The sequence below is a fragment of the Pseudomonas sp. JL27(2026) genome, from assembly GCF_056933555.1.
Genome location: NZ_CM167794.1, coordinates 94092 through 107747 on the forward strand (window position 1 = coordinate 94092; position 13656 = coordinate 107747).

A 13656-nucleotide genomic window follows, 5' to 3' on the forward strand; every position below is an offset into this window, starting at 1 on the left:
TCATACCTCGTTGAGCAGTGAAGCGGCTTGATACGCCGCGCGGCCCCGTGGGCCATGGAAGTATTCGTGAATCCACGTGTCGTCGGTTTCGGCGACCTTGTCGATGGCGTCCGCCACCAGCACTTTTTTCTGCGCCAGCACCGCCACCCGGTCGGTGATGGTGTAGAGCGTGTCCAGGTCATGGGTGACCAAAAACACACTCAGGCCCAGCGCATCGCGCAGGGTCAGGATCAATTGATCGAACGCCGCCGCGCCAATCGGGTCGAGGCCGGCAGTGGGTTCGTCGAGAAACAGGATGTCCGGGTCCAGCGCCAGCGCCCGGGCCAGCGCGGCCCGCTTGATCATGCCGCCGGACAGCGACGACGGGTACTTGTCGGCCGCCGAGAGTGGCAGCCCGGCCAGCGCCAGTTTGACCGCCGCCAGGTGTTCGGCGTCGGCGCGGCTGAGGCCGGCGTGTTCGATGAGCGGCAGGGCGACGTTCTCCGTCACGGTCAGCGAGGAAAACAACGCGCCCTTCTGAAACAGCACGCCAAACCGCCGTTCGATCAGCGAGCGCTGCTGTTCGGGCAGGTTCTGCAAGTCCTGGCCAAACACCCGCACCGAGCCTTCGCTGGGCCGGCGCAGGCCGACGATGCTGCGCAACAGCACCGACTTGCCGCTGCCCGAGCCGCCGACCACGGCGAGGATCTCGCCCTTGTACACATCGAGGTCGAGGTTCTCGTGCACGCTCTGTTTACCGAAGCGATTGCACAGCCCTCGAACTTCGATCACTGCCTCTGCGGGCGCACGGGGGATGCGATTCACCAGCCCATCTCCATGAAAAACAGTGCGGCCACGGCATCAAGCACGATGACCACGAAAATTGACTGCACCACGCTGGAGGTGGTGTGGGCGCCGACCGATTCGGCGCTGCCGCTGACCTTGAAGCCTTCCAGGCAACCAATGGCGGCGATCAGGAACGCAAAGATCGGTGCTTTGACCATGCCCACCAGAAAATGTTGAACGCCGATGTCCGATTGCAGCAACGAGAGGAACATCGCCGGCGAAATCCCCAGCGACAGTGCGCAAACCACCCCGCCGCCGATAATCCCCGAGAGCATCGCCAGAAAGGTCAGCATCGGCAGCGCCACCAGCAGCGCCAGCACCCGTGGTACCACCAGCAACTCGGTCGGGTCCAGGCCCAGGGTGCGGATCGCGTCGATTTCTTCGTTGGCCTTCATCGAGCCGATTTGCGCGGTGAAGGCACTGGCGGTGCGCCCGGCCATGAGGATGGCGGTCAGTAACACGCCAAACTCACGGAGGAAGGAGAACGCCACCAGGTCGACGGTAAAAATGCTCGCGCCAAAGCTCTTGAGTACCGTAGCGCCGAGGAACGCCACCACGGCGCCCACCAGAAACGTCAGCAGGGCCACGATGGGCGCGGCGTCGAGGCCGGTCTGTTCGATGTGCGCGACCATCGGCGTGATGCGCCAGCGCTTGGGGCGAAGCAGCCCCCGGGCGATGGTCTCCAGAATCAGCCCGATGAAGCCCAGCAGTTGCAGGGTGTCTTGCCAGATGGTGTCGACAGCACGGCCGATGCGGCTCAGCAGTTGAATGCCGACGCTGATTTCCGGCTCTTTGACCGGTACGCAGAAGTCGGTCAACGAGCAGTAGACGGTGTGCAGCAACGCGCGGTCGGCGGCCGACAGACTGCAATCGGGGTGCTCGGCGCAGCGGCCGATGCGTTCGCTGCCCAGCAACTCGACCAGCAGTGAGGCGCCTGCCGTGTCCAGGGTATCGAGGCCGTTGAGGTTGATGGAGGTGCTGTCGTCGTACTGGCCCTTGAGGGCTTCGCTCAAGCGCTTGAGGTCGGCGTAATGGGCGAGCGTCCAGTCCCCCGTGACGCGTAACTGCGCTGGGAGGCTGGAGGTGTCGAGGTGGGCACTGCCGCGGTTGGTCATAAGCTCCGTGCTTGTTCGGCTGTTACGCAGTGCTACGTAATAGCACGATAACGGCTACTTTGCCTCGCTCGGCGTCGCGTTGTCTTGACCTGGGTCGGTGACTTCAAAGCGCAGCACGCCGATCACCTGATCGTCTTCGGTCAGCACCCGCACCTGCCACTTGCCGACCGGGTTGGCGGGGAAATTCTGCTTGTGGGTCCAGGCCCGGTAGCCTTCCTTGCGCCCGCCATGAATATCCAGGGCGATGCGGTCGACCTCTTTGCCGTTGAACTTCCAGACGTGATAAATCCGCTCGTCCAGCCCGCGCGGGGCGTTGATCGCGGTGTAGGCGTACAGGCCGTTGGTGCGCAGCTGGGCGGCGGTGACCTCGTCGAGGCTGTCGCCGGGCGTGCGGTCCTGCAGTTGGGTGCTGATGGCAACGTCGGTCATCCACAAGGTGGCCGGCGGCACCCACGAACGCAGCAACCAGCCGGCGGCGCCGATGCCCAGGGTGATGCTCAGAATGGCCAGCGCATTGCGCACGGTGCGAATCGGGAAAATCGACGCCAGGCTCGGGAAGGACATCAGCATGGCGATGCCCAGCGCCAGTTTGAAACTCTGGGAGGTGGTCAGGTGCAGGATGATCGGCAGCGCCGTGAGCAGCGCGGCAAACAGGGTCAGGGTGTGCAACGCCAGGAACGCCCAGCGCCGGGGCGCCAGCCATTTGTAATACAGCGGGTCGATGATCGACACCAGCGCCGCCGCGCCCAGCAGCCCGGTGAACGCCAGTTGGCCGCTGTTCCAGGTCGTGGTGACAAAGAAAAACGGCAGGACGAAGAACAGGCTTTCCTGATGGATCATCTGCGTGGCATAGCGCAGCAGCGGTTGCGGTATTTCGCGTTTGAACACCTTGGTGAACAACTGCGTGAGGCTGTTTTCCAGCATCAGCCAGACCCAACTGACCAGCATGATGATGGAGATCCAGGTGGCCAGGCTTTGCTGGCGATCCACCAGGATGAAGCTGCCGACCCCGGAGATGAAACCGCCGAGTGCAATGACCCCCGGATAGCGCTTCATCAGTTCGAGGATGCGCTGTACGCAAAGAGTCAGGTTAGGCATTCGGCGGTTCGCAATTGTCGTGGGAAAAATCCCCGACAGGATACCGCTGGCACACTGATGTTGCGAGGCGCTTGCCGTGTGGCCGGGCGCAGAACCTGTGGCGAGGGCGCTTGCTCCCGCCCGGGTGCGCAGCCGTCGTAAAAGTCATCGTAGGGGTTCAACGATTCATAATCGTGTTGGCAGTTTTTCAGGGCCGCTTCGCGCCCTCGCCACATTCATCGTGGCGTGCGGTGCCTGCGCCAGCCCAGCACTCCCAGCAGCATCAAGCCGAGCATTCCCGCCACAACCCAGAGCACCTCGTCATCACTGAGCAGCGGCTTCTCGATTCGCACATAGCCCGGTTGCTCCAGCATTTCGCGCAGGGCCTTGTTGGCGTGTTCCAGCGTGACCCCCTGGAGGTCTTTGGCCGGGTCGGCGAAGCGCCCGTCCTCGTAGTCGCCGAGGGCGCTCCAGTAGTAATCGGCGAGCGCGCTATTGCCCTGCACCGCCCAGGCCTGGCGGGCGATGGCGGCCTGTTTCAGGCGTTCGAAACTGACTGGGTCGAGGCCGTCCTTGAGCAGTGTGGCTTTGAGTTCATCGAGCACGTGCCGGGCCGGTTCGAGGTCGTTGCGGTCCAGGTCTGCATTGAGGCTGAAGAAACCGACACCGCCGAACACTTCACGCTCGGCCCACGGCCCGTAGGACAAACCGTGGTCCAGGCGCAACTGGCGATATAACGCCCAGTCCAGGTAGTCCTTGAGCAGGTCGAAGGTTTCGTTGTGTTGTTCTTCCTGCACCGGTTCGGGAAACAACCAATGCAGTTTGGCGCTATTGCCTACCACGCCGTGGATCAGTTCACGCCGGGCGGCGGCGGTGTCCTTGATTTGCGGCAGTGGTCGATGATCCGCCGGGTCGACGGCCTGAAGCCGGGCATAGGTGCGCTCCAGGTAGGCGGGCAGCAAGCGGTCGAGTTCACCGACGACAATCAGGGTCATGTTGTTCGGCGCGTACCAGGCCTTGCGCACCTTCTCTAACTGTTCGCGGGTCAGATGGGCGACTTCGGCGCGTTCCGGGCATTTGAGGCCCAGTTCCACCGCCAGTTGATTGCTCGCCTTGTGCCCGAGGTCCTGGCGGTCCAGCCAGCGCTGCAAGTGCGAGTAGTGGCCGCCGTCCTCGCGTTCCACCACGTGTTTGGCCGCATTGATCGCGGCGTCGTCGATCCGGGTCTGGGTCAGAACGGCCAGTAGCAGGTCGAGGACCTTACGCTGGTTTTTCGCCGGGGCTTCGATCACGAAGGTGGTGTCGGCGTTGCTGGTGTAGGCGTTCCACTCGCCGCCCAGCGCTTGCATGCGTTCCTCCAGCCCGCCTTCACCGCTGTCGTCGATGCCGCTGAACAGCACGTGTTCGAGCAGGTGCGGCAGTTCCTTATCGGCGCAGGCGAAGTCGTCCAGGCCCACCCCCACTACCAGGCGGATCGCCACATGCCCGCGCTCGCTGCCGGGTTTGAGCAGCAGTTGCAGACCGTTGGGCAACACGTAGCCCTCGACCTGAAAGCGATCCAGGGCAAAGGACGCGGTAGAACCGAGCAACAGACAAGCGAACAGCAAACAACGCATAACGGGCTTCCTTACGGCTGATTGGAGATCCGTGTCGCCAGTGAAGGCCTCTTCGCGAGCAAGCCCGCTCCCACAGTTGATTTGCGGTGTTCACAAAACCAATGTGGGAGCGGGCTTGCTCGCGAATGGCTTTAAGGCTGAACCATTGTTACTGACTGACCACATTGCCAGACGTTCAGGGTGAATGAGTGATGTCAGCCATATCGTCCGGCTCCAGCGCGCCGGTGTCGGACGTTTCCAGTACCACGTAGGCGCTGCTGCAAAACAGTGAGTTCAGGCGTTTCATGTCGGCGATCAGCTCCAGGTGCAAGGAACTAGTCTCGATGCTTTGCGCGATCTTGCGTTGCAGTCGGCTGACATGGGCGTGGGCCAGTCGACGTTCCTGGGCGCGGAAGCGGCGTTTTTCCCGCAGTAATTGGTGGGCACTTTCGCGGTCGGCACTGAGGAACACCGACAACCCCAGCCGCAGGTTGGCAATCAGTTGCGCGTGCAGCCCGGTCAACTCTTCCAGGCCGACGTCGGAAAAGGACCGGCGCTGCGAGGTTTTCTGCTGCTGGACCTTGCGCAGCATGCGTTCGATCAGGTCGCTGGCCAGTTTCAGGTTGAACGCCAGCTCGATGATTTCGGCCCAGCGGCGGCTGTCCTGCTCACTGAGGTCTTCGCGGGGCATTTGTGCCAGATAGAGCTTGATGGCGATGTACAGGGCTTCGACATCGTCGTTCAGGCGACGCATTTCCAGGGTGACGGCGGTTTGTTTGCCGCGCAGTACGTCTAGCGTTGCTTCGAGCATGTTGTCGATCAGGTCGCCAATGCGCAGGGTTTCCCGCGCCGCGTTGGCCAGTGCCAGGCTGGGAGTGACCAACGCGGTCTGATCCAGGTGTCGGGGGTGTGCGTGACCGTTGGTTTCCACACGCTCGGGCATCAGCCAGGCACACAACCTGGCCATCAGCCCGACACTGGGCAGCAGCACCAGGCAACGCACGGTGTTGTAGAGCAGGTGAAAACCGATCACCAGGCCTTGTGGGCTGAAATCGAGGCTGTCCATCCAGTGCACCAGCGGGTCGAGCACCGGAATGATCAGCAGCAGGCCGATCAGTTTGTACAACAGGCTGCCCAGTGCCACTTGCCGGCCAGCGGTGTTTTGCATGCTGGTGCTGAGGAACGCCAGCACGCCACTGCCGATGTTGGCCCCGATCACCAGGCCGATGGCCACCGGCAGGCTGATGACACCAGCACCGGCCAGGGTCGCGGTCAGCAGCACGGCGGCCAGGCTGGAGTAGGAAATCATCGCGAACAGCGCACCCACCAAGGCGTCGAGCAGGATGTCGCCGGTCAGTGACGCGAAGATCACCTTCACGCCTTGGGCGTGGGTAATGGGCGCGGCGGACTCGACGATCAGTTGCAGCGCAAGAATGATCAGCCCCAGGCCAATGCCGACCCGCCCGAGCTGGCCGGCACGGGTCTGTTTGCGGGACAGGAAAAAAATCACCCCGAGGAAAATCAGCAACGGCGACAGCCACGACAGGTCTAGGGTCAGCACCCGTGCCATCAGCGCCGTACCGACATCCGCACCGAGCATGGTCGCCAGGGCAGGTGTCAGCGCCATCAGGCCCTGGCCGACGAATGAGGTCACCAGCATCGCCGTGGCGTTGCTGCTCTGGACCATGGCGGTGACGAGGATCCCGGCAACGAAGGCCAGTGGACGGCGCGCCATGTTCTGGCCGATCACGTGGCGCAGGTTGGAGCCGTAGACCCGCAGGATGCCGGTTCGCACGATGTGCGTGCCCCAGATCAGCAGGGCCACGGCGGAGAGTAGATTGAGCAGGGTCAGCATGGTGGGCCCCCTGGGTGAATAGCGCCCCAAAGGAGCAAGTTGACGGTGCCGCGCGACGTTCTACGTTCTGTACTTAAGCTGTAGTTGGCGAACGGCCTGGGCGCCAGCATCGCATAGCTAAAGAAGTGATTGAAATAAAGCTGTCATGAAAACAGCTTCATGCAATTGCACAAACCAATGTGGGAGCGGGCTTGCTCGCGAAAGCGTCGTATCAGGCAACATTAGTGTCGATTGATACTCCGCCTTCGCGAGCAAGCCCGCTCCCACAGAGTTTGCAGCGCTACTGCATTCGGGTTACTGACCAGGAATGTCCTTGCGCAGTTTCACCGGTTCCTGTTGTTTTTTCTTTTTCATCATCGCGGCGCGCATCTTGATGTTGATGGCTTCAACCGCCAGCGAGAATGCCATGGCGAAGTAGACGTAGCCTTTGGGCACATGCACTTCGAAGGCTTCGGCGATCAGCACGGTGCCCACGATCAGCAGGAACGACAACGCCAGCATCTTCAGCGACGGGTGCTTGTCGATGAATTCACTGATCTTGCCGGAAGCCATCATCATCACCAGCACGGCCACGACGATGGCGGCGATCATGACCGGTACATGGGAGACCATGCCGACGGCAGTGATGACCGAGTCCAGGGAGAACACGATGTCGATGATTGCGATCTGGATGATTGTGTAGAGGAAGTTGCCGCCCTTGCCGCCCGGCGCCTCATCGGTTTCATCTTCGCCTTCCAGCGCGTGGTACATCTCCTGGGAGCTTTTCCACAGCAGGAACAGGCCACCGAAGAACAGGATCAGGTCCCGACCGGAAATGCCCTGGCCGAAGAGTTCGAACAGGTCGGCGGTCAGGCGCATGACCCAGGTGATCGATAGCAACAGCAGGATGCGCGTGACCATGGCCAGTGCCAGGCCAAAGAGCCGGGTGCGGGTCTGCATGTGCTTGGGCATGCGGCTGACCAGGATCGAGATCATGATGATGTTGTCGATGCCCAGCACGATTTCCAGGGCCGTCAGAGTGAAGAAGGCAACCCAGATCTCCGGGTTAGTCAGCCATTCCATGAGTATTCCTTTGAGCGAGTGTTAAGCCACGACGCCAGCCGCTTCGGGTCGCGAAGGCAGGCTGGCGGCGCAGTGAGTCAGTGTTTTTACAACGTGCTGAACAGCGGGAAGATCCCCATCAGCAAGGCGGCAGCCAGGATGCACAGGCACACCAGCACAGCCCACTTGAGGGTGAAACGCTGGTGATCGCCGAACTCGATCCCGGCCAGCGCCACCAGCAAGTAGGTGGACGGAACCAACGGGCTCAGCAAGTGCACGGGTTGGCCAACGATCGAGGCGCGGGCCATTTCCACCGCGGTGATGCCGTAATGGCTGGCCGCCTCGGCCAGAACCGGCAGCACACCGTAATAAAACGCATCGTTGGACATGAAGAAGGTGAACGGCATGCTCACCAGCGCCGTGATCACGGCCAGGTACGGGCCGAGGAAATCGGGGATCACCGCCAGCAGGCTCTTGGACATGGCGTCGACCATGCCGGTGCCGGTCAGGATGCCAGTGAAGATCCCGGCGGCAAAGATCAATCCGACGACCGACAGCACGCTGCCGGCGTGGGCCGCGACACGGTCTTTCTGCTGTTGCAGGCACGGGTAGTTGACGATCATCGCGATACTGAACGCCACCATGAACAGCACCGGCAGCGGCAGCAGGCCGGCGATCAGCGTGCCCATCAGGGCGAGGGTCAGCAGGCCGTTGAACCAGATCAGTTTCGGACGACGGGCATCCGGGAACTGGGAAACGCTGATTTCACTGTGATCGATTTCGTCGCCTTGCAGGTGCAGTTCACCCAGGCGCGCTCGCTCGCGTTTACCGTAGTAGTAGGCAATCGCCAGGATCGCCACCACGCCGGCAAGCATCGCCGGAATCATCGGCACGAAAATGTCCGAAGGGTCGACATGCAGCGCACTGGCGGCACGGGCGGTCGGGCCACCCCATGGGGTCATGTTCATCACGCCCCCGGCCAGAATGATCAGGCCGGCCATGATGCGCGGGCTCATGCCGATGCGGCTGTAGAGCGGCAGCATGGCGGCCACGCAGATCATGTAGGTGGTGGCGCCGTCACCGTCCATGGACACGATCAGTGCCAGGACCGCTGTGCCGACGGAAACTTTCAGCGGGTCACCCTTGACCAGTTTGAGGATCTTGCGCACGGCCGGGTCGAACAGGCCGGAGTCGATCATCAGGGCGAAATACAGAATGGCGAACATCAGCATCACCCCGGTCGGGGCCAGCTTGGTGATGCCTTCGAGCATCATCGGGCCGATCTTCGGCGCAAAACCACCGAACAGGGCGAAGACGATCGGGATGATGATCAGGGCAATCAGCGCGGACAGGCGCTTGGTCATGATCAGGAACATGAACGTAATGACCATGGCAAAGCCAAGGAAAGTCAGCATGGGAATACTCCAGGCGTAGCGCGGCTAGGGAATGGCGAACCGGGTGGGGTCAGCGCAGAACGGAAAGCACGAGGCGTACGGGCGGAGTTGGGGCGTACAGGCGGGAAGCAGCGGACATCAGAATCACCATTGTTGTTGTTAATTGGGCCGCAGGCGTCGAAACGCATGCCAGGGCCAACCGGTCTTTTGCCGGAAGTGACGGCGATCCTAATCGGGAAAGCTTTCAGCCAGCTTTCGTCAGGGAAACCTCGGACGAGATGTCCAGCGGTGGTGATTGCGGCCTACAGTAATGGCCATTGCGCCGGTTCATGGGGGTTGCGGCGTCGAACACACGAAAGGAAGAGCACGACATGAGCGAGCTTCAGACGGGCGGTTGCCATTGCGGACAGCTGCGGTATCAGTTCAGCGGGCCCTTGCAGGACATTGCCCACTGCCATTGTTCGATTTGCCGGCGAGTCAGCGGCGGTCTGGTGACGACCTGGATCACCCTGCCCCGTTCTGCGTTTCAGTGGCTGGCCGGCGAGCCTGCGCGTTACGACTCGTCGGCTCAGTGTGCACGGTATTTCTGTTCGAACTGTGGTGCCCATGTGGCGTTGACCACCCACCTGAGCCCGGACAGCATTGACGTGACCATCGCCACGCTGGATCACCCGGAGCAGGCACCGGCAGATCGGCATATCTGGACCCGTAGCCGGTTGCCCTGGCTGCACCTGGATGAGCATCTGCCGGAAGAGCCCGAAGAGACGCTGTAAGTTCGTAGGCAAGGCGCCCCGTGCCCGCGAAGTCTTTAGCGTCAGGGTAGTTCCAGACCACCCGCGGCTTTATGCAGCGCCCGCAAATGCTCGCCCAGTTGTTTGACGTTGGCTTCGTTCGCGGCAATTTCGGCTGCGCGGCCGGGCTCCAGCAGAGCGCGAACTTCCTTATCCAGATCACCGGTCAGCGTCTGCAATTGCTTCTGCCGCAAGCTGCTTTCCGACTCCAGCCGCTGCCACTCGCTGGGTTGTGGCAGCCCGTATCCGCTGCTGCCCAGCAGTTCTGCCGGACGGCTGAGGAATCCGCTGTTGGCGAGGATCAGTTGCAGGGTGTTATTGGCTTTCTCCATGCCCCCGTTTTTCAGCTCGCGGGCACCGAGGTAGCGCTGCTTGACCTCGTCCTGGGCCAGCAGCAATTGCCGTCGGAAGCTTGCTTGCTCCAGCAGCAACAAGGCCGCGCTGGTGCGCAAGTCGGCCCGTTCGAACCATTCACGTCGCTCGGCCGCGCTCAGGGAGAGCCAGTCTTCGACGGAGTCCTGTTTGATCGGCAGGTGTTTTTTCAGCACCTCGAACATGGCTTGATAACGGTCGCGGAAGGAGTCGAAGCGATACCCCAGGCGCAGCGCCTCGCGTGGGTCGTCGAGCACGCTGGTGTCTGCCAGGCCACGGCCCTTGAGCACTTCCAACAAACCGTTGGGCATGATGCTGTCCAGGCCGGTCAGTTGTGGATTGTTACTGCCGCTGCGCAGCAGCTTCAGGCTTTCGACTGCGCAGTTGTTGGACAGGAAGTAATAGTTGCCGTCGTAACTCCAGTGCATCTCGGCGGCATGCTCGACCACCTCCTCGATTTCATTGCGCGACAGATTGAGCGGCACCGACGCGAGGCTGCGCAGTTCAGTCTTGGTGTATTCGTCGATGACCTGGGCCAGCGGCAGCACAAAGAGGCGGGACGGGTACTTGCCGACCAGTCCGTCCCAGCTCGACAGTTGAACGTCGCCGACAAATGCGCGGTAGGACAGCACCAGATGTTGATCGAGGTCCAGCCGACAGTCCGGCCCACGGGGGCGGCCCGGTGCGCAGATCACCAACCGCAGCATGCTGTGGCCCCAACGGCTGACCCAGTTCTGGTTGGCTTCGGCCAGCAGGTAATCGACGGCGTACACCCGCTCCGGGTCGACTTTGCCCAGCGGCTGCTTGGCGAAGTCGTTGCCGGCGTTGAGGAATGCGAAGGACGTCGCGCAGGTGTCTTTGGCGGCCGGCACCCAGCCGAAGTGTTCCTTGTAATAACGGTACAGCGCCGGGCGCCGACAGGCGTAACTCGGGTCAAGGAGGAAGTACTCCATGTTGACCGCGACGAACTCCTTGGGGCTGCTGATTTCGTAGAGGTCCGGGCTGCGGGCGATTTGCCGGTTGTGTTGCTCGCGTTCACCGCGACGGCCGACATATTGCTGCCAGCCTGCGAGGTCGAGCAGGCGCGGGTCATCGCTGAGGGTGAAGCGCCGTGCCGTCTGCCCGCGACATGGGTCGGGAATGCCGATCAGGCCTGAGCTGTTGTTCTGGCGCGTGCAGCGCTGGATCAACGTGCGCTCGGCGCTTGGCCACAAACGCGAGCGGTCATAAATGTGGGTCAGTTCGTGCAGCACCGTGGCGAGCATTTCCCGGCGTACGGTGCCGTGGGGGCGATGGGTTTTTTGCATCGCGGCACTACCATCGGTCAGGCCTTTGAGCAGGTTGCGATTGAGGTTGAGCTCTGAAACCAGCGACGCTTCACCGTAGGCGTTGTCGGGCATCTGGTCGGTCCAGCCGACATCGATCCGGCGGTCCAGTTGCTCGATGAAGCGCGGCGGCAGCGCCTGCATCGCTTCATCGATCAGCGCCTGGCTGGCCTGTTGTTCTGCCGGGCTCAGGCCTTCGGTCTTGAGCCGTAGTTGCAGATCGGCCTGGGCCGTGCTGCCACACAGCAGCACGGCGCTGGCCAAGAGCCAGGCGGCGAGGTTCTTCACAGGGCGAGGATGGCTTCAGCGAGGACCTGATCACTGGCGTCGCGCGCTTCGGGAACGCGGGCGCGCAGGGTGTCGAAGGCGGCTTCCAGTTGCGCGCCGCGAATGTCGCCGTTGCTGGCCACATAGCTGGCGGCATCGTCGTGGGCTTCACGTACGACTTTCGAGTCGCGGATGGAGGTGGTGGTATCGGACGTGAAATCGATCGTGCGGCCAAAGGCCCGAACGATGATGTTACTGGTGGCTACCAGGGTGTGCGCCTGGGCCACGTCGGCCAACAACAGCAGGCCAAGGGTGGCAGCAATCAGCGGGTTACGCATGGAACGACTCCGGAAAAACAAGAATGACTATTGGACGAGAATTGCCTGTGCCAGTTCAAGGTCGCTGGCATGAAGTTTCGGCTGGGTCTGACGCAGGTAAGCCAGCGCGGACTCCAGTCGTGCACCGCGCAGTTGGCCCTCACTGGCAACGAAAGCCGCCGCGTCATCCTGAGCGGCGAGCAGCAGTTTATGGTCGAAGGGCGCGGAGGTCACCATGCTCGTGGCATACGCCGTGATGACCAGGTTCTGCGTGGTCAGGTCCAGGGCGTTGGCCGATCCGGTCCAGCAGGCAGTAAATACAGCGGGGACGATGAACAAACTTGAAAGAAAGCGCATTGGACTCGATAGCGAAAAGCGAGCGCCAAGGCTAGCGCAATGCCCGGACTAGAGCCAGCGCCGAAGGTTTGGGGCGGTTGTTACACGCCCCTTTCCCGACTTGCGGTCAGATGGCGAGGATGGCTTGGGCCAGTTGCTCGTCGGTGGCGTTGAGCTGTGGTGCCTGATGGCGGATGTGGTCAAACGCGCTTTCCAGTTTCACGCCACGGATGGCGCCTTCGCTGGCCACGAAGCTGGCGGCGTCGTCACGGGCGGCGCGGACGATCTTGTTGTCACGCAGTGAGGAGCTGGCATCGGAGGTGGCGTCGGACGTGGCCTTGAGTGCCCCAACAATGGCATCGGTGGTGACGATCAGGCTGGTAGCGTGCGAATTGGCAGCCACGGCCAGCAGGGCTGCGGCGCTGAGCAGGCGAAGACGGGACATGGGATGACTCCTGTGGGAAACACAAAAAAGTGGTGCCGGGTAAACCATCGGGCCGCCACGGCGAGGCGCGTACTGCCTCAAATGTCAGACGCGCACTGCGCGGTGTTCGCCACGCTGTCGCGCAATAGTAGGCGCCCGGCGGGTGTTTCGAACAGTCTTGTATCAATTGTCAGCGCCAGAACGGCTTGTCCATTTCTGCCAGGCGATCGGCGTGGCTGAGGCCCAGGTCGCTGAGTTGCTGATCATTGAGTTGCCCCAGCAGGCGCCGGGTGCGGGCCCTTTCCATTAAGGCGAACAGCGCAGTGATCAAGCGCAGAACGGGGTTGGCTTGTGCTTTGGATGGGCGATTCATGGGGGATGTCCTTGCGAGGCAATGTCCTTGGAACACCATGTTGCGCGGCCGGTGCAGATGAGGGCAGATACACCAGTGTTAAATTGTACTGGTTCAGATTGTTTGTTCTCTTAACTGTAATGGTATGAAGGCAAGCAATCTGTTCGAGGCTTTTCAGACCCCCGAAACGACAAAACCCGTCGCGGTTTCCCACGACGGGTTTTGTGTATTCAATTCGGGGTGCTGGCGGTGGACCCGGTGGGTCAGAGCCAGCGACGCTAACTTAGCGCCAGAACGGCTTGCTCAGCTCTTCGTAGCGTTGTGCTTCGCTAATCCCGGCGTCAGCCAGCAGACGCGAATCCAGGCGAGCCAATTGGTGGCGGCTGGAGATGCGGCGCTGCCACAACATCAGGTTGGCGATAACGCGAAGAGGCAGGGAAGCCTGGGTGTTTACAGCTTTGTCGTCGAAGAACAGTTCGGAACTGAGTGTACGTTCCATGGTTGACATCCTTCCGCTTGTGGCGGGATCAGGTAGTGGTTTAACTGATGCCAATGATCCTCTCGTTTGGC

At 61.8% G+C, this 13656-nt stretch carries 14 protein-coding genes; 1 reads left to right on the top strand and 13 read right to left on the bottom strand.

Features of this window, described 5'->3' with window-relative positions:
* The 7 genes from AC1Z1G_RS00500 to AC1Z1G_RS00530 form a co-directional block, all read right to left on the bottom strand.
* A complete protein-coding gene (locus AC1Z1G_RS00500; RefSeq protein ID WP_483623994.1) occupies window positions 1–804 on the bottom strand; it encodes an ABC transporter ATP-binding protein in 804 nt (267 codons plus the stop codon).
* Window positions 801–1940 (bottom strand): ABC transporter permease, encoded by a 1140-nt coding sequence (locus AC1Z1G_RS00505; protein WP_483623996.1) that lies wholly within the window; start codon window positions 1938–1940, stop codon window positions 801–803. The genes AC1Z1G_RS00500 and AC1Z1G_RS00505 overlap by 4 nt, the downstream gene beginning before the upstream one ends.
* A gap of 54 nt (window positions 1941–1994) precedes the next feature.
* On the bottom strand, window positions 1995–3038 hold the full coding sequence (locus tag AC1Z1G_RS00510) for a DUF5924 family protein (protein ID WP_483623998.1): 1044 nt from the start codon (window positions 3036–3038) through the stop codon (window positions 1995–1997).
* A 215-nt stretch (window positions 3039–3253) separates the two neighbouring features.
* Window positions 3254–4633 (bottom strand): M16 family metallopeptidase, encoded by a 1380-nt coding sequence (locus tag AC1Z1G_RS00515; protein WP_483624000.1) that lies wholly within the window; start codon window positions 4631–4633, stop codon window positions 3254–3256.
* A 175-nt stretch (window positions 4634–4808) separates the two neighbouring features.
* Window positions 4809–6467, bottom strand: coding sequence for a Na/Pi cotransporter family protein (locus AC1Z1G_RS00520; protein ID WP_483624002.1), 1659 nt, complete (start codon window positions 6465–6467; stop codon window positions 4809–4811).
* A 294-nt stretch (window positions 6468–6761) separates the two neighbouring features.
* Entirely contained in the window at window positions 6762–7529 is a 768-nt protein-coding gene (locus AC1Z1G_RS00525) for a TerC family protein (protein ID WP_483624004.1), read from the bottom strand.
* Between the two features lie 86 nt (window positions 7530–7615).
* Window positions 7616–8923 (bottom strand): CitMHS family transporter, encoded by a 1308-nt coding sequence (locus AC1Z1G_RS00530; RefSeq protein ID WP_483624006.1) that lies wholly within the window; start codon window positions 8921–8923, stop codon window positions 7616–7618.
* Window positions 8924–9273: 350 nt separating this feature from the next.
* Here AC1Z1G_RS00530 and AC1Z1G_RS00535 point away from each other — a divergent pair, with 350 nt between their 5' ends.
* Entirely contained in the window at window positions 9274–9675 is a 402-nt protein-coding gene (locus AC1Z1G_RS00535) for a GFA family protein (protein ID WP_483624008.1), read from the top strand.
* A 41-nt stretch (window positions 9676–9716) separates the two neighbouring features.
* Here the strand turns inward: AC1Z1G_RS00535 and AC1Z1G_RS00540 are convergent, their stop codons facing one another.
* The 6 genes from AC1Z1G_RS00540 to AC1Z1G_RS00565 all read right to left on the bottom strand — a co-directional run bounded on the left by AC1Z1G_RS00540 (window position 9717) and on the right by AC1Z1G_RS00565 (window position 13585).
* Window positions 9717–11678, bottom strand: a complete 1962-nt coding sequence (locus AC1Z1G_RS00540) for a DUF7844 domain-containing protein (protein WP_483624010.1) — start codon at window positions 11676–11678, stop codon at window positions 9717–9719.
* Window positions 11675–11995: a DUF2388 domain-containing protein gene (locus tag AC1Z1G_RS00545; RefSeq protein ID WP_483624012.1), complete on the bottom strand. Its 321-nt coding sequence runs from the start codon at window positions 11993–11995 to the stop codon at window positions 11675–11677. Before AC1Z1G_RS00545 ends, AC1Z1G_RS00540 begins: the two co-directional genes overlap by 4 nt.
* A 27-nt stretch (window positions 11996–12022) precedes the next feature.
* Window positions 12023–12331, bottom strand: coding sequence for a DUF2388 domain-containing protein (locus tag AC1Z1G_RS00550; protein ID WP_483624014.1), 309 nt, complete (start codon window positions 12329–12331; stop codon window positions 12023–12025).
* 106 nt (window positions 12332–12437) lie between these two features.
* Window positions 12438–12755 carry a DUF2388 domain-containing protein gene (locus tag AC1Z1G_RS00555; protein WP_483624016.1) on the bottom strand — a complete coding sequence of 106 codons (318 nt, stop codon included), beginning with the start codon at window positions 12753–12755 and terminating at the stop codon, window positions 12438–12440.
* A gap of 169 nt (window positions 12756–12924) precedes the next feature.
* On the bottom strand, window positions 12925–13107 hold the full coding sequence (locus tag AC1Z1G_RS00560; RefSeq protein ID WP_483624018.1) for a DUF1127 domain-containing protein: 183 nt from the start codon (window positions 13105–13107) through the stop codon (window positions 12925–12927).
* 262 nt (window positions 13108–13369) lie between these two features.
* Window positions 13370–13585, bottom strand: a complete 216-nt coding sequence (locus AC1Z1G_RS00565) for a DUF1127 domain-containing protein (RefSeq protein WP_347903067.1) — start codon at window positions 13583–13585, stop codon at window positions 13370–13372.
* Window positions 13586–13656: the final 71 nt, after the last annotated feature.

What these genes read in the sequence shown, in the direction of transcription:
- AC1Z1G_RS00545 (WP_483624012.1), bottom strand. Translation starts at nt 11,995, where the DNA reads ATGCGTAACCCGCTGATTGCTGCCACCCTTGGCCTGCTGTTGTTGGCC.
- AC1Z1G_RS00535 (WP_483624008.1), top strand. Translation starts at nt 9,274, where the DNA reads ATGAGCGAGCTTCAGACGGGCGGTTGCCATTGCGGACAGCTGCGGTAT.
- AC1Z1G_RS00505 (WP_483623996.1), bottom strand. Translation starts at nt 1,940, where the DNA reads ATGACCAACCGCGGCAGTGCCCACCTCGACACCTCCAGCCTCCCAGCG.
- AC1Z1G_RS00510 (WP_483623998.1), bottom strand. Translation starts at nt 3,038, where the DNA reads ATGCCTAACCTGACTCTTTGCGTACAGCGCATCCTCGAACTGATGAAG.
- AC1Z1G_RS00515 (WP_483624000.1), bottom strand. Translation starts at nt 4,633, where the DNA reads ATGCGTTGTTTGCTGTTCGCTTGTCTGTTGCTCGGTTCTACCGCGTCC.
- AC1Z1G_RS00525 (WP_483624004.1), bottom strand. Translation starts at nt 7,529, where the DNA reads ATGGAATGGCTGACTAACCCGGAGATCTGGGTTGCCTTCTTCACTCTG.
- AC1Z1G_RS00555 (WP_483624016.1), bottom strand. Translation starts at nt 12,755, where the DNA reads ATGTCCCGTCTTCGCCTGCTCAGCGCCGCAGCCCTGCTGGCCGTGGCT.
- AC1Z1G_RS00560 (WP_483624018.1), bottom strand. Translation starts at nt 13,107, where the DNA reads ATGAATCGCCCATCCAAAGCACAAGCCAACCCCGTTCTGCGCTTGATC.
- AC1Z1G_RS00530 (WP_483624006.1), bottom strand. Translation starts at nt 8,923, where the DNA reads ATGCTGACTTTCCTTGGCTTTGCCATGGTCATTACGTTCATGTTCCTG.
- AC1Z1G_RS00550 (WP_483624014.1), bottom strand. Translation starts at nt 12,331, where the DNA reads ATGCGCTTTCTTTCAAGTTTGTTCATCGTCCCCGCTGTATTTACTGCC.
- AC1Z1G_RS00565 (WP_347903067.1), bottom strand. Translation starts at nt 13,585, where the DNA reads ATGGAACGTACACTCAGTTCCGAACTGTTCTTCGACGACAAAGCTGTA.
- AC1Z1G_RS00520 (WP_483624002.1), bottom strand. Translation starts at nt 6,467, where the DNA reads ATGCTGACCCTGCTCAATCTACTCTCCGCCGTGGCCCTGCTGATCTGG.